The organism is Streptomyces sp. NPDC096046 (assembly GCF_040303285.1).
GTDB lineage: Bacteria > Actinomycetota > Actinomycetes > Streptomycetales > Streptomycetaceae > Streptomyces.
Genome location: NZ_JBEOSZ010000011.1, coordinates 23,858 through 37,014 on the forward strand (window position 1 = coordinate 23,858; position 13,157 = coordinate 37,014).

The 13,157-nt window shown below is 72.7% G+C and carries 13 protein-coding genes; 8 read left to right on the top strand and 5 right to left on the bottom strand.

The features are described 5' to 3' along the window. Positions 1 to 91: 91 nt before the first annotated feature. Together ABTX62_RS12540 and ABTX62_RS12545 are read right to left on the bottom strand one after the other, a co-directional pair. Positions 92 to 1,108, bottom strand: coding sequence for an SEC-C domain-containing protein (locus ABTX62_RS12540; protein WP_352116137.1), 1,017 nt, complete (start codon positions 1,106 to 1,108; stop codon positions 92 to 94). Positions 1,109 to 1,242: 134 nt separating this feature from the next. After that, positions 1,243 to 2,718 (bottom strand): glycoside hydrolase, encoded by a 1,476-nt coding sequence (locus ABTX62_RS12545; protein WP_352116138.1) that lies wholly within the window; start codon positions 2,716 to 2,718, stop codon positions 1,243 to 1,245. 223 nt (positions 2,719 to 2,941) lie between these two features. On the opposite strand from ABTX62_RS12545, the gene ABTX62_RS12550 reads away from it, so the two are divergent. The 3 genes from ABTX62_RS12550 to ABTX62_RS12560 all read left to right on the top strand — a co-directional run bounded on the left by ABTX62_RS12550 (position 2,942) and on the right by ABTX62_RS12560 (position 5,053). Then, positions 2,942 to 3,253 (top strand): DUF6412 domain-containing protein, encoded by a 312-nt coding sequence (locus tag ABTX62_RS12550; RefSeq protein WP_352116139.1) that lies wholly within the window; start codon positions 2,942 to 2,944, stop codon positions 3,251 to 3,253. Between the two features lie 90 nt (positions 3,254 to 3,343). Further along, positions 3,344 to 4,054: a YidC/Oxa1 family membrane protein insertase gene (locus ABTX62_RS12555; RefSeq protein WP_352116140.1), complete on the top strand. Its 711-nt coding sequence runs from the start codon at positions 3,344 to 3,346 to the stop codon at positions 4,052 to 4,054. 141 nt (positions 4,055 to 4,195) lie between these two features. Continuing rightward, positions 4,196 to 5,053, top strand: a complete 858-nt coding sequence (locus ABTX62_RS12560; RefSeq protein WP_352116141.1) for a fumarylacetoacetate hydrolase family protein — start codon at positions 4,196 to 4,198, stop codon at positions 5,051 to 5,053. A 101-nt stretch (positions 5,054 to 5,154) separates the two neighbouring features. On the opposite strand, the gene ABTX62_RS12565 is transcribed toward ABTX62_RS12560, so the two are convergent. The 3 genes from ABTX62_RS12565 to ABTX62_RS12575 all read right to left on the bottom strand — a co-directional run bounded on the left by ABTX62_RS12565 (position 5,155) and on the right by ABTX62_RS12575 (position 7,720). Next, complete coding sequence (locus ABTX62_RS12565; protein WP_352116142.1) at positions 5,155 to 6,021, bottom strand: LLM class F420-dependent oxidoreductase; 867 nt, start codon at positions 6,019 to 6,021, stop codon at positions 5,155 to 5,157. Between the two features lie 89 nt (positions 6,022 to 6,110). After that, on the bottom strand, positions 6,111 to 6,632 hold the full coding sequence (locus ABTX62_RS12570) for a heme-degrading domain-containing protein (RefSeq protein ID WP_352116143.1): 522 nt from the start codon (positions 6,630 to 6,632) through the stop codon (positions 6,111 to 6,113). After that, entirely contained in the window at positions 6,629 to 7,720 is a 1,092-nt protein-coding gene (locus ABTX62_RS12575; protein ID WP_352116144.1) for a Gfo/Idh/MocA family protein, read from the bottom strand. Before ABTX62_RS12575 ends, ABTX62_RS12570 begins: the two co-directional genes overlap by 4 nt. A gap of 96 nt (positions 7,721 to 7,816) precedes the next feature. Between ABTX62_RS12575 and ABTX62_RS12580 the strand changes: the two genes are divergently transcribed. The 5 genes from ABTX62_RS12580 (at position 7,817) to ABTX62_RS12600 (ending at position 12,871) form a co-directional block, all read left to right on the top strand. After that, complete coding sequence (locus ABTX62_RS12580) at positions 7,817 to 8,938, top strand: ROK family transcriptional regulator (RefSeq protein ID WP_352116256.1); 1,122 nt, start codon at positions 7,817 to 7,819, stop codon at positions 8,936 to 8,938. A gap of 637 nt (positions 8,939 to 9,575) precedes the next feature. Then, on the top strand, positions 9,576 to 10,385 hold the full coding sequence (locus tag ABTX62_RS12585) for an LPXTG cell wall anchor domain-containing protein (RefSeq protein ID WP_352116145.1): 810 nt from the start codon (positions 9,576 to 9,578) through the stop codon (positions 10,383 to 10,385). A gap of 109 nt (positions 10,386 to 10,494) precedes the next feature. Beyond that, complete coding sequence (locus ABTX62_RS12590) at positions 10,495 to 11,274, top strand: HAD-IIA family hydrolase (RefSeq protein WP_107455180.1); 780 nt, start codon at positions 10,495 to 10,497, stop codon at positions 11,272 to 11,274. Between the two features lie 285 nt (positions 11,275 to 11,559). After that, positions 11,560 to 12,174 (top strand): hypothetical protein, encoded by a 615-nt coding sequence (locus ABTX62_RS12595; protein ID WP_352116146.1) that lies wholly within the window; start codon positions 11,560 to 11,562, stop codon positions 12,172 to 12,174. Between the two features lies 1 nt (position 12,175). Beyond that, positions 12,176 to 12,871 carry a class F sortase gene (locus ABTX62_RS12600; protein ID WP_352116147.1) on the top strand — a complete coding sequence of 232 codons (696 nt, stop codon included), beginning with the start codon at positions 12,176 to 12,178 and terminating at the stop codon, positions 12,869 to 12,871. Positions 12,872 to 13,157 lie beyond the last annotated feature (286 nt).

Sequence of the window (13,157 nt, forward strand, 5' to 3'; positions counted from 1 at the left end):
CGCGCACGCCGGGTCGGCTCAGCGGCGACCTGCCGGTCGCCTGGGTGACCCTCGTCAGCTGCGGCACCGCGGTGAGTTCGGCGGCCGGATCTCAGGCAGCGCTGCCGTGGCACTGGCTGTACGTCTCGCCCGAGCCGCACCAGCACGGTGATCCCTGCTGCGGCGGCCAAGCCACCGCCCGAGCCCGTGCCGCCAGCGTCGTCGCGTACTGCGGAAGGAGTGTCGTGTCGCCCGGGGACGAGCCCTCCGAGGCTGCGAAGGCCTCGTAGGACGGGACCGTGCCGGTGACGATGCCCAGGTTCGGGGTGCCGGAGGCGGAGAGTTCGCGGAGGGACTGCTCTATCGAGGAGAGGTGGTCGGCGTGGGAGGGGTACTCCGTCGACAGCGACGGGTACGCCTCCAGGAGTTCCGAGAGTTCCGGTGCCGGCCAGTGCAGGACCGCCACCGGGAAGGGGCGGGACAGGGCCGCCCGGTACGCGCCGAGTTCCGCTCGCAGGCGCAGGATCTCCGCTTCCAGTTCCGCGGGGTTCTCCGAGCCCAGGGACCACACGCGCTTGGGGTCGTGGAGTTCGTCCAGGGTGATCGGGAGGGAGTGGACCGAGTCCGCCAGGGCGTCCCACTCGTCGTGGGACTTGCCGAGCATGCGCCGTACGCGGTGGCGGCCGAAGAGGAGGGGGTGGGTGGCGTAGGGGGGCTCCGCGACGTCCGTCAGGAGGCGGCGTACGGCCTCGGAGAAGGTGTCGTGGGCCGCTTCCAGTTCGTCGTGGGATTCCAGGGACTGCGCGACGATCACCCAGGGGGCGGGGTCCTCGGGGGACGCCACCCGGACGCCCTCGATGATCGCGCGGGCCTCGGCCTCGTGGCCGTACTCCCAGAGGTTGGAGGCCTTGAGCGCCCGTACCAGGTGGGGGTTCTCCAGGCCGTCGGGGGAGGAGAGCAGGCGGTCGTAGAGCGTGGTCGCGGTGGGGCGGTCGCCGGAGAGCTCCAGGTGGGCCGCTGCCCGCAGCAGCAGGGCCTCGGCGTCCTCGGGATACAGGCCGGCGGTCCGCTCCAGGCGTGCCGCCTCGGCGGTGTGGTCGACGTTTTCGGCAGGCGTGTCGGGGCGCATGGGGGACACCGTACTGCCGACAGGTGACGAGCGTGAGAGATGTGCAGGCCAGACCCGATATGGGGGGCCTCAGAGTCTGCCGCGCTCGTCACCCGGGGGCTGCGGTTCGCCCCGAACCGCCTGCCGGCGTCGGCCTACCGCGTCACACCGTCGATGTGCAGGGTCTGCACCGACTTCGCCGCGAAGGGGACGCTGACCGACTTGCCGGACAGGCGGATGTCCGAGCGGGCCGTGTAGAGGTCGCCGCCGCCGGTCGTGACCGTGTTCCAGCGCGGGACCAGGCCTCCTGAGCCGCCCGTCACCGTCGAGAAGCGGGAGAGGTCGAAGGTGAGGGTCTGGGCGGATGCGGAGGTGTTCACCGCGACGATCACCAGGCGGCGAGCCGTCCCGTCGTACGCCGCCACCGCGTAGCTCACCCCCGTGTCCAGGATCGTCATGCCGGGGCGGATGTGGCGGCTGAACTGGGCCAGTACGTAGTGCTTGGTCTGGACGGTCGTCGGCTGGAGGGTGTCCTTGTCATAGGCGATCATCGCCCAGCCCGCCGTCGGGTCCATGACCTGCCAGTAGCACCAGGCCGTGGGGTGCAGCCAGCGGAAGTCGTAGCAGAGGTTCGAGGCCATGGTCAGGCCGGTGCCGTCGCTGTCGCCCGTCTCGGAGTTCCACAGCTTCTTGCGGGAGGTGGTGACGACGTCCGTGTAGAGGAGGTCGCGGCGGCCGCCCGAGCCCTGGTAGCCGTGCACGTTGACCTGGGAGACCAGGCCCTTGGTCGTCGAGTTGAAGGACGACCACGTGGAGCGGGCCGTGTCGTAGTTCGTCTCGTCCGAGGCGGCGATGCGAAGGCTGGTGAGGCCGCGTTTGTCCAGTTCGCTGCGCATGTGGGGGAGGACGGCCGCCTGGACCGCCGGGTCCATGTGGCAGCCCTCCTGGGTGCCGGTCGCGGTCCACCAGGTGGAGGCCGGCTCGTTGAAGGGGTCGACGGTCGCGAAGTTCACGCCCCAGTTGTTCTTGGCGTGCAGGGCCGTCGCCGCCAGGTGGGAGGCGTGCTGGCGGTAGTTCCAGGTCTGGAGGTTGTTGCCGCCGCCCGACGCGCCCGAGGGGTTGTGGTTGTTGCACATCCACCACATCGGGGAGTTGGCGAACAGTTCGGTGATCGCGCCCCGCTGCGTCGCCTTCACCAGCATCGCGCGCTGGTTGGCGTCCGCCGTCCACTTCCACGCCGAGGAGGTGGGGTCCTCGTTGTTCCAGTCCTGCCAGAAGCCCTCGATCTGCTTGAAGGCCGGGATGTTGGGCGACTCGACCATCGTCTCGCCGCCGACGCTGTTCCAGCTGCACGCGCCGAGGTTGTAGCGGGCGATGTTGAGGCCCAGGCCGGGCAGGGAGCGGCCGTTGTACGTCACGGACTTGGTGGTGAAGAACAGATCGGCGAAGTCGTCCCGGGCGCCGAAGACGTTGGCCCACCAGGCGAGGGAGGTGCCCCAGCCCTCCCAGGTGCCGTACGTCGTCGACGGGTTGACGGCGATGGTGGCGTCCGCGCGCGCGGTGCCCGTCGCCAGGGCGCTGCCGAGGAACGTACCGCCTGCTGCGGCCAGCAGACTTCTGCGTCGGATCACGGCTCCTCCGTAAGGGAGTTGGGTGCGCGCGCCGGTCCCCGGCCCGGCGCCGCAGGGGTGTCCCGTTGTCGGGTGACGAGAAGCATCGGGCGTGGCGGGTGGGTTGTCGAGAGTTCTGACGAACCTTCCTCAAACCCGTGTACGAAGTCGCGGGGCCGCCGGTGGTGGTGATCCTGTATAACGAACAGCAGGGTGTGCACGCGTAGGAGAGGAGGGGCAGCTCATGAACCGGAGCCGGGTGACCGTGCGTCCCGCTCTCACGCTGCTCTTCCTGCTCGCCGGGGTGGCGCTGCTCGACTCCGGCAGCCTCTCCGCCACCGTCGCCCTCGCCGCGACCGCCGCCGCCTCGTCCGCCCTGGCGCTCTGCGCCCTCGTCGCCTCGCGCTGCGCGCCCGCCGTGCCGCGTACCCGCGTGCGCACGGCCATCCGCGACCGGGACCGGCGTACGGCCTTCCTGCCGCAACGCGATCCCGACGGCCGGGGGCGTACCCGTCCCCGGGCACCCGGCCACGCCCTCCGGGCGACCGTCGCGTAGGGGCCACCACCACATCTGAAGTGACCCCGCGCGGGTCGTCATGCCGCCCTGATCTGTTCCGGCACGACGAGACCCCCGGAGGGCTCACCCATGTCCGTCTTCGCCAGCCTGGTCGAGCACCTGGCCGACCTGCTTCAGCCGCTGTTCGGCGCCTCGGCGGCCGCCGCGGCGATCGTCCTGTTCACCGCGCTCGTACGTCTCCTCGTCCACCCTCTGTCCCGGGCCGCTGCGCGCGGCCAGAAGGCCCGGACCGCGCTCCAGCCGAAGATCGCCGAGCTGCGGAGGAAGCACGGGAAGAACCCCGAGAAGCTCCAGAGGGCCGTGCTGGAACTGCACGCCGAGGAGAAGGTGTCGCCGCTGGCCGGCTGCCTGCCCGGACTGCTCCAGGCGCCCGCGTTCTTCCTGCTCTACCACCTGTTCTCCAGCGACACGATCGGCGGCCAGGCCAACGGGCTGCTCGCGCACCGGCTGTTCGCGGCGCCGCTGGGGGAGCGGTGGGCGGACGCGCTCCAGGGCGGTGTCCTCGGTGGCGCGGGCCTCGTCTACGCCGGGCTGTTCGTGGTCGTCGGATGTGTCGCCGCGTTCGGTTACCGGCTCAGCAGACGCATGATGGCCACGAACCCGGCCGCGCAGGCCGGTGCCGGGGAGCAGTTGCCCGGGCTGGGGGCGGTGACCAGGGTGCTGCCGTTCATGTCGTTCTTCACGCTCGTCACCGTGGCCGTCGTACCGCTGGCCGCCGCCCTGTACGTGGTGACCAGTACGACGTGGAGTGTCGTGGAGCGGGCCGCGCTGTACCGGTGACCGGGCGGTCGGGGTCCAGTACGTGAACGGGTGTTGCGGAGGGGACTCCCAGCTTGGAGGATCGACCAGTCCTCCGATGGCTGCCCGCCGCATCCGGGTCGCGCGCATCGGTCGGGCGCCCGCGATCGAGGGAGACAGATCATGAAGCTGCTGCGAGTCGGTACGGCGGGGTCGGAGCGGCCCGCTCTGCTCGACGCCGAGGGGACCCTGCGGGACCTGTCGGGCCTCGTACCGGACGTCGACGGCGCGCTGCTCGCCGACGAGGAGGCCCTCGGCCGGGTGCGGGCCGCCGCCGACGCCGGTGATCTGCCGGTACTGGACGCCACCGGGCTGCGGGTCGGGCCGCCGCTCGGGCGGATCGGCAAGATCGTCTGCATCGGGCTGAACTACCACGACCATGCCCGCGAGACCGGTGCGGAGCCGCCCGCCGAGCCGGTCGTCTTCATGAAGGCGCCGGACACCGTGGTCGGGCCGAACGACACGGTCCTCGTGCCGCGGCGGTCCCTCAAGACCGACTGGGAGGTCGAGCTGGCCGTCGTCATCGGACGTACGGCCAGGTACCTCGGGTCCGCGGAGGAAGGGCTCGCGCATGTCGCCGGGTACGCCGTGGCGCATGACGTGTCCGAGCGGGAGTTCCAGATCGAGCGGGGCGGGACCTGGGACAAGGGCAAGAACTGCGAGACGTTCAATCCGCTGGGGCCGTGGCTGGTGACGGCGGACGAGGTGGGCGATCCGCAGGACCTGTCGCTGAAGCTGTGGGTCAACGGGGAGTTGAAGCAGGACGGGACGACGGCCGAGCAGATCTTCCCGGTGGGGGAGGTCGTGCGGTATCTGAGTCGGTTCATGACGCTGTACCCCGGCGATGTGATCAACACGGGGACGCCGGCGGGGGTGGCGCTGGGGGCGCCCGAGCCCAAGCCGTTCCTGCGGGCCGGGGATGTCGTGGAGCTGGAGATCGAGGGGCTCGGGCGGCAGCGGCAGGAGTTCAAGGACGCGTAGGCGCTCCGCTGGGTGAGCCGGGGAACTGCGGTCCGCTTTTCGGCTGCGGGCAGTCCGTGACCGGTCGCGCAGTTCCCCGTGCCGCTCAGGGCGCGCTCCCGTCACGCCAGTGCTGAAGCCAGGTCGCGCCACGCCTTCCTCGGGAGGTCGTCCCGCGGCTCGCCGGTCAGGACCTGGAGGGCCACGTGGTCCGCTCCCGCTTCGAAGAAGGCGTCGATCCTGGTGCGGATCGCGGTGTCGTCGCCCCAGGCGAACAGGGCGTCGACCAGCCGGTCGCTGCCGCCGTCCTCGAGGTCGTCCTCGGTGAAGCCGTGCCGGAGGAAGTTGTTGGTGTAGTTCGCCAGCGGCAGGTAGATCCCCAGGAACTCCCGGGCCACGGCGCGGGCGCGGGCGGGGTCCGTCTGCGGGATGACGCCCAGTTCCGGGGCGAGCAGCGGGGTCTCGCCCAGGATCTCGCGGGCGTGCGCGGTGTGCTCCGGGGTGACCAGGTACGGGATCGAGCCGGCCGACCGGTCACGGGCCAGCCGGAGCGACTTCGGGCCCAGGGCGGCCAGGAGGCGGCGGTCCGCCGGCACTCCGGCGGCGTCCAGGCCGTCGAGGTGGCCGGCCAGGGCCGAGTAGGGGCGGGAGTACTGCTCCTCGCGCTTGGCGTGGCTCACTCCGAGACCCAGCAGGAACCGCCCGGGGTGCGTCGACTCCAGCTCCGCGAAGGCCGTGGCGGCGGCGTCCGGCTCGTGCTGCCAGATGCTCTGGATGCTGGTGCCGACCGTGAGCTTCGAGGTCGCCTCGATCAGCGGGGCGGCGTTGGCGGCGGAGCTGTTGCCGCCCAGCCACACGGCGCCGTAGCCGAGCTCCTCCAGTTCGGCGGCGGTCTCGGCCAGTTCACCGCGCCGGTCCGGGTCCTCCGAGCGCAGGCCTACGCTCCAGATGCCGTACCGGCCGACGGTCTCCTTCAAAGGGGTGGTCATGGTTCGGGATCCCTCCGGTCGGGGCGCCGCGCTCGATCACGCGTACGCGGGTGCCAACCGGAGGGAGCCGGTGATGATTCCGGCGCGGCCTACCGGTTCAGGAACCGCTCCAGCGCCTCCACCACGAGCCGGTGGTCCTGGAGTTGCGGCAGCCCGGACACCGTCACCGCGCCGATCACGCCCACGCCCTCGACGGTGATCGGGAACGAGCCGCCGTGGGCCGCGTAGATGTCGGGGTCGAGGCGCGAGGACTCCTCGAACGTGCTGCCCTTGGCGCGGAAGCGGGCGCCGACCAGGTAGGAGGCGGAGCCGTAGCGCTCGACCACCCGGCGCTTGCGGGCGATCCAGGCGTCGTTGTCCGGGCTGGAGCCGGGCAGCGCCGCGTGGAAGAGCTGCTGGCCGGAGCGGTGGATGTCGATGGCGACCGGGGCCTGCCGCTCCCGGGCCAGTTCGACGAGGAGTGAGCCGAGCGCCCAGGCGTCGTCGTGGGTGAACTGGCGGAACACCAGGAGGCGTTCCTGCTTCTCCAGCTCCTCCAGGCTCGGGGTGAGCTCGGGGTGGAACTTCGGGGTGAGCCCCTGGCTGTGGGAGGGGTTGCTCTTGTGGGTCACAGCGTCACCGTCACCTTCTCGCGGGCCGAACGTCGGGCGGCCTCCAGTACGTCCAGGGCGGCGGCCGCCTCCCGCGCGGTCACCGGGTTCGGGGCGCCCTCCAGCAGGGCCTTCGCCACGGCCGCATAGTAAGCGGGGTAGTCGCCCGGGAGGGTGGGTTCGGGGCGGCCGCCACCGGTGACCGGGGACTCGCCGGAACCCACGCGGCCCCACAGCGACTGGGGCTCCACGCCCCAGTCCGGGCCGGGGCGCAGTCCGTCCCGGAGCGCCGCCTCCTGGGAGTCGAGTCCGTATTTGACGTAGCCGGCGGTGGAGCCCAGGACGCGGAAGCGGGGGCCGAGTTGGGCGGTCGTCGCGGAGACGTAGAGATGGGAGCGGACGCCGTTGGCGTGGGTGAGCGCGATGAACGTGTCGTCGTCCGTCTCGGCGCCCGGGCGGCGGATGTCCGTCTCCGCGTAGACGGAGGCCGCCGGGCCGAAGAGGGTCAGGGCCTGGTCGACGACATGGCTGCCGAGGTCGTAGAGCAGACCTCCGATCTCTGCCGGGTCGCCGGACTCGCGCCAGCCGCCCTTCGGCTTCGGACGCCAGCGCTCGAAGCGGGACTCGAAGCGCAGGACGTCGCCCAACTCGCCCTCGTCCAGCAGCTTGCGCAGGGTGAGGAAGTCGTTGTCCCAGCGGCGGTTCTGGAAGACGGAGAGGAGCAGTCCGCGCTCCTCGCCGAGGGTTGCCAGCTCGCGGGCCTCGGCGGCCGTGCCCGCGACCGGCTTGTCGACGACGACCGGCAGACCGGCCTTCAGCGCGGTCCTCGCGAGGGGCACGTGCGTCTTGTTGGGGGACGCCACGACGATCAGGTCCAGCTCGTCGGCCCGGTCGAACAACTCGTCCGGGGTGGCGGCGAGGCGTACGTCCGGGAACTCGGCACGGGCCTGCTGCCGCCGTTCCGGGTTCGAGGTGACCACCGTGTCGAGGACAAGGCCCTCCGTGGCGGCGATCAGCGGGGCGTGGAAGACGGAGCCGGCGAGGCCGTAGCCGACGAGGCCGACGCTCAGGGGCGAGCCGGAGGCTGTGCCGAGGGGTGTGCCAGTCATGCCACCCACTTTCGCAACGCTGTTGCCAAAGTGCAAGCGCCAGGGACAATGGGTGGCGTGAACAGGGCGGACGACCGTACGGGCGGAGTGGGCGGCATGCGCGGGCCGGGACGGACGGGGACGGCCGGGGTATCGGCCGGGGCAGGGAGCGGGGTGAACCTGCTCGCCCTGCGCAGCCACAACACCGCGCTGGTGCTCGACCTGCTGCGGACGGCCGGGGACGAGGGCATCAGCCGCCTCGAACTCGCCGAGCGGACCGGGCTCACCCCGCAGGCCGTCAGCAAGATCACGGGCCGGTTGCGGGAGGACGGTCTGGCGGCGGAGGCGGGCCGCCGGGCGTCGACCGGGGGCAAGCCGCGCACGGTGCTGCGGCTGGTGCCGGAGGCCGGGCACGCGGTCGGGGTCCATCTGGACCGGGACGAGGTGCGGGCCGTGCTCGTCGATCTGCGCGGGACCGTGGTGGGGGAGCGGCGGGCCGCGCTGGATCTGGGAGCCGGGGCGCAGGCCGTGCTGGCGGCGGTGACGGGAGCGGTGCGGGAGTCGGTGGCCGGGCTCGGCAGCGCCCTGCTGGGGGCGGGCGTCGCACTGCCCGGGCCGCTCGACCATGCCCGGGGCGTGCTGCGCCGGGTGACCGGGTTCCCCGAGTGGGACGGCTTCCCGCTGCGGGAGGCGCTCGCGGAACGGCTCGGGGTGCCGGTCGTCGTCGACAAGGACACCAACGCGGCGGCGCTCGGCCTCGCCGCCGGGGGCGAGAGCGGCTCCTTCGCCTATCTGCACCTCGGAACGGGGCTGGGAGCCGGGCTGATGATCGGCGGCAGTGTGCACCGGGGTGCCAGGACCGGGGCCGGGGAGTTCGGCCACCAGGTGATCCAGCTCGACGGGCCGCCGTGCACCTGCGGGAACCGGGGCTGCGTCGAGGCCCTGTGCCTCGGAGCGGTGGAGCGCGGCGATCTGGAGGAGGCGGCGCGGGTCCTGGGGGCCGGGGCGGCGAATGTGGTGGGGCTGCTCGACATCGACGTCGTCCTGCTGGGCGGCCGCAGGGTGACGGCGGCACCGGAGGCCTTCGTGACCGGGGTCGCCACGGTTCTCGAGGCCCGTGCCCGGCGGACGGGCCAGGACACGGTGCCGGTACGCGTCGCGCCGGGAGGTGGCCGAGTGGTGGCGGTGGGCGCGGCCCAACTGGTGCTGGGGCCGGTGTTCGGCCGTGGGGGTGGCTGAGGTCGGGGTGCGCGTGTCCGCCGACCGGGGGGGGCCTGCGCCGGGTGGCCTCGCCGGGCGGCATTGCCGGGCGGGTCCCCGGCCACGCCCTTACGGGCTCGGCCGGGCTGGGCCGGGCCCGCCTCGCCGGGCGAAGGCGAGTGTCTGTGCGCTGACCGGGGATCGGTGCCGGTGCTTTGCTGGCGTCGGTGGCGTCGGTGGCGTCGGTGGCGTCGGTGGCGTCGGTGGCATCGTGGCCACCCTGGCGTCGGTGGGGAGGCTTCGGTCATACCCCTCGTAGGGGGCCTCGCCCAGGTGACGGCGGGGTCCGTTTGTGCGGTGACCGGGGACCTGTGCCGGTGGCCTCGGTGAGGGAGGCCTCGGCCGAGCCTCCCCTGCAGGGCGCGTCCCGCCCGGCCTCGCCGACCTCCAGGGCACCCCCGCCGCGAGATCGCCCTGCGCCGCCCGGCGACGGCGTGGGTCTGTCCGCATGTCGGGGGACCTGCCGGGCGGCCTCGGCGGGGAGTGCGCGGCCGGGTCTCCCCGCCGGGAGAAGGGCGGGGCGTGTCCGCCGAGCGGGCGGATCCCTGCCGCCGTTCGAGGGCTGTTCGCTGCGGCGGGGTATGCGGAGTGCCGTCGGTCGGAATGTCACATCATCATGCGACTCTGTACACCCGCTCACCTCGGCCTGGCGGCGGCAGCGGCGACCGCCGTCCTGCTCCCCGGCGCTCATCCGGCGCACGCGGACGCCCCGGCGCCCGCCTGTGCCGCGCCCGACGACCACACCTTCCCGCTCACCACCCGCATCCACGGCGGCCCGGCCTCCTACACGGCCGGTGGCGGGTTCGGGACCTGGTACGTCGACCTGACCAATACGACCGACCGGACCTGCACCGGCATCCACCCCGTCGTCGTGCTCGTCGACGACAAGCGGGCCCTGGAACCTTCCCAGCCGCGCCTGGAGTTCTTCGAGGGGGCGCGGGCCCACCCCGTGCGGTTCGAGAAGACCGGCGAGGACGAACTCGTCGGGGCGTTCGCCGACGAGGAGGACCGCTTCGCCGGGTTCACGGTCGGACCGGGCGGAACCGTCACCGTGAAGGTGCGGCTCACGCTCACCTCGGACGCCGTGCCCAACGACGTCACGGCCAACGCCGCGGTGGTGCAACGGCACGACGACGACGGCGACTGGGTCGGGCAGTCGAACGACTACCGGTTCGTGATCGACGGCGGTGAACCGGCCACCGACACCGACAGCGATACCGACAGCGATACCGACACCGACACCGACAGCGACATCGATACCGAGCCGCGCCCCGACTCCGACGCCTCCGTCCCGCCCCGCGAGGACCGGTTCCCCTTCGCCGAGGAACTGGCCCGGACGGGAACCGGCACACAGGTCGCCGCGGCCGCCGCGGCCCTGCTGCTCACCGCGGGCGGGGTGCTGCTCATCGCACGCCGCCGCCGCTGAGCGGCTCGTCCCGCCAGTCGGGACGCCGCACGCGGGCCGTTCCGCGAGATCCCGCCACTGTTTAGGCTGGGTCGCACGCTGGACCGCGCACGGCAGGGAGATCCCGCACATGGCAGACCGCAAGCCCATCGAGTCGTGGCTCACCGACATGGACGGTGTACTCATCCACGAGGGCGTACCGATCCCCGGAGCCGACGCCTTCCTGAAGAAGCTGCGCGAGTCCGGGAAGCCCTTCCTGGTCCTCACCAACAACTCGATGTACACCCCGCGCGACCTGCACGCCCGGCTGCGCCGCATGGGCCTGGAGGTGCCGATCGAGTCCATCTGGACCTCGGCCCTGGCCACCGCCCAGTTCCTGGACGACCAGCGGCCGGGCGGCTCGGCGTACGTCATCGGCGAGGCCGGCCTGACCACCGCGCTGCACGACATCGGCTACATCCTGACCGACCACGAGCCGGACTACGTCGTCCTCGGCGAGACCCGCACGTACTCCTTCGAGGCCATGACGAAGGCGGTGCGGCTCATCCTCGGCGGCGCCCGGTTCATCTGCACCAACCCCGACGAGACGGGCCCCTCCACCGAGGGCCCGCTGCCCGCGACCGGCGCCGTGGCCGCGCTGATCACCCAGGCGACCGGCAAGAAGCCGTACTTCGCGGGCAAGCCGAACCCGCTGATGATGCGGACCGGGCTGAACGCGATCGGCGCGCACTCCGAGAGCAGCGCGATGATCGGCGACCGGATGGACACCGACGTGCTGGCCGGCATGGAGGCCGGGATGCAGACGTTCCTGGTGCTCACCGGCCTGACCCGGCCCGAACAGGTCGAGGACTTCCCGTACCGGCCCTCCCAGGTCGTGGACTCGATCGCGGACCTCGTCGACCGGGTCTGAGCCCCCGCGGCAGCGCACGCGGCCTCAAACCCGCCGTCACCCGTACGGAGCAGCCGCCGCGTCCTTGAGGATGCGGCGGCTCACCGGGCGGGGGAGGCTCCAGGCATCTGGAGGTTCACGATGGGTTCCCTGAGAGTCACTGTCTGTACAAGCGTCCTGGCTGCCGTCGCTCTCGCCCCGGCGGCCTCCGCGGCGGACGCGGGGAGCGTGTCGGCGATCCCGGCGGCCCTCGCTCCCGGCAGTGACGTCACGCTCCGCGTGACAGGCTGCGCGCAGCGAACGGCCGTGGCCACCTCGCCGGCGTTCGTCGCGGACGCACGGCTGACCGTCACCGGCGCGCACGAGCTCACCGGCGAGAGCCGCGTCCGCTCCACGCTCGCCGCGGGTTCGTACGCGGTGCGGGTCGACTGCGGCGACACACGACGGACCGGCACGCTCACCGTCCACGACGATGCCCGGCACCGGCCCGGGGCCGCCCCCGTGCCGGGCGTCGGCGAACAGCCGCCTGTGCCCGGCGAAGGGGAACAGTCCACCGTGTCCGGCGAGGACGGGCAGCCGTCCGTGCCCGGGTCCGCGGGGCAGGAGCCCGCGCCCGGCGAGGGCGGACAGCCGTCCGTGCCGGAATCCGCCGGACAGGAGCCCGCGCTCCGCGAGGGCGGGGAGCCGTCCGTGCCCGGCGCCGACGAGTCGTCGTCCTTCTCCTCTCACCGGCCCGGCGCACCGGCCTCGCCCGTGGCCCCCGTGCAGGCGGGCGGTGGCGGCGCCGCCGCTCTCATCGCCGCCGAGGACCGCGGGAACGGTCCCGGTACGGCACAGGGGGTGACCGGGCTGGTGCTCGCGGGGGTGGCCGCGGTGGTCGTCGCCTGGCGCGGTGTCCGCCGGCGCCGTGGAACGGACTGACATGCGGCATCGGGACGAGGATCGGGACCAGGTGCGGGTTCAGGGACGCTTCTCGGGCACCGGACGGATGCTGACCGGCCTGGCCTGGGTGGTGCTGCTGCTCGGGTTGTGGCTGTGGGGCCGTGAGGTCACCGAGACGCGGCACGGCATATCCGCCCCCACCACCGGCGACATGGCGGCGGCGGGACGGCCCCCGGACATCAGGCTGCCGCCCGAGCACCGCCCGCTGGGCGACGCCCTGCCGCAGCGGGTCGACATCCCCGGGCTCGGCGTCCAGGCGCCCGTGGTGGGACGTGGCCTCGACGAACGCGGGGCGCCCGATCCGCCACCGTACGACCAGCCGGGCGTGGTCGGCTGGTACGCCGGCGGGGTCGCGCCCGGGGCGCCGGGCACCGCTCTCATGGTCGGTCACGTCGACACCGACACCCGGCCCGCCGTCTTCTACAAGGTCAGTGCCATGCGGCCGGGCCAGACGATCCGGGTGATCCGGGCGGACGCCAAGGTCGCCGAGTTCACCGTCGAGTCCGTCCAGGTCCTCACCCGCGACCGCTTCGACGCCCACCAGGCCTACGGGCCGCGCGAGTCGGGGCGGGCCGAGCTGCGGCTGGTCACCTGCGGCGGCAGCTTCGACCGTACGACCCGCAGCTACACGGCGAACGTGGTCGTCTCGGCGTACCTGACGGGAACCGGCCTGTGACGGTCGACGTGAACGCGGCCACCCAACCCGGTCGACGGCCCGCTCCCCCTGAAGCCGCCGACCGGGCCGGTCCTCGACCGCGCGCGCACGGGCCGCGGGAGTAACCCGGCGAGCTGCGCGGGAGGCCACCGGAGCCACGGTGGGTGAATCTCTGGCCGAAGGCCGGGCACGTGCTGAGAAGACTTTAGAACCAAAGGGCCGCCCCGGCCTAGAGGTTGATTAACGCCACGTCCCGATACGGTGGCGCTGCGTCATGCACGCAGGTGGGGTTTGCCTCGTGAGTGCT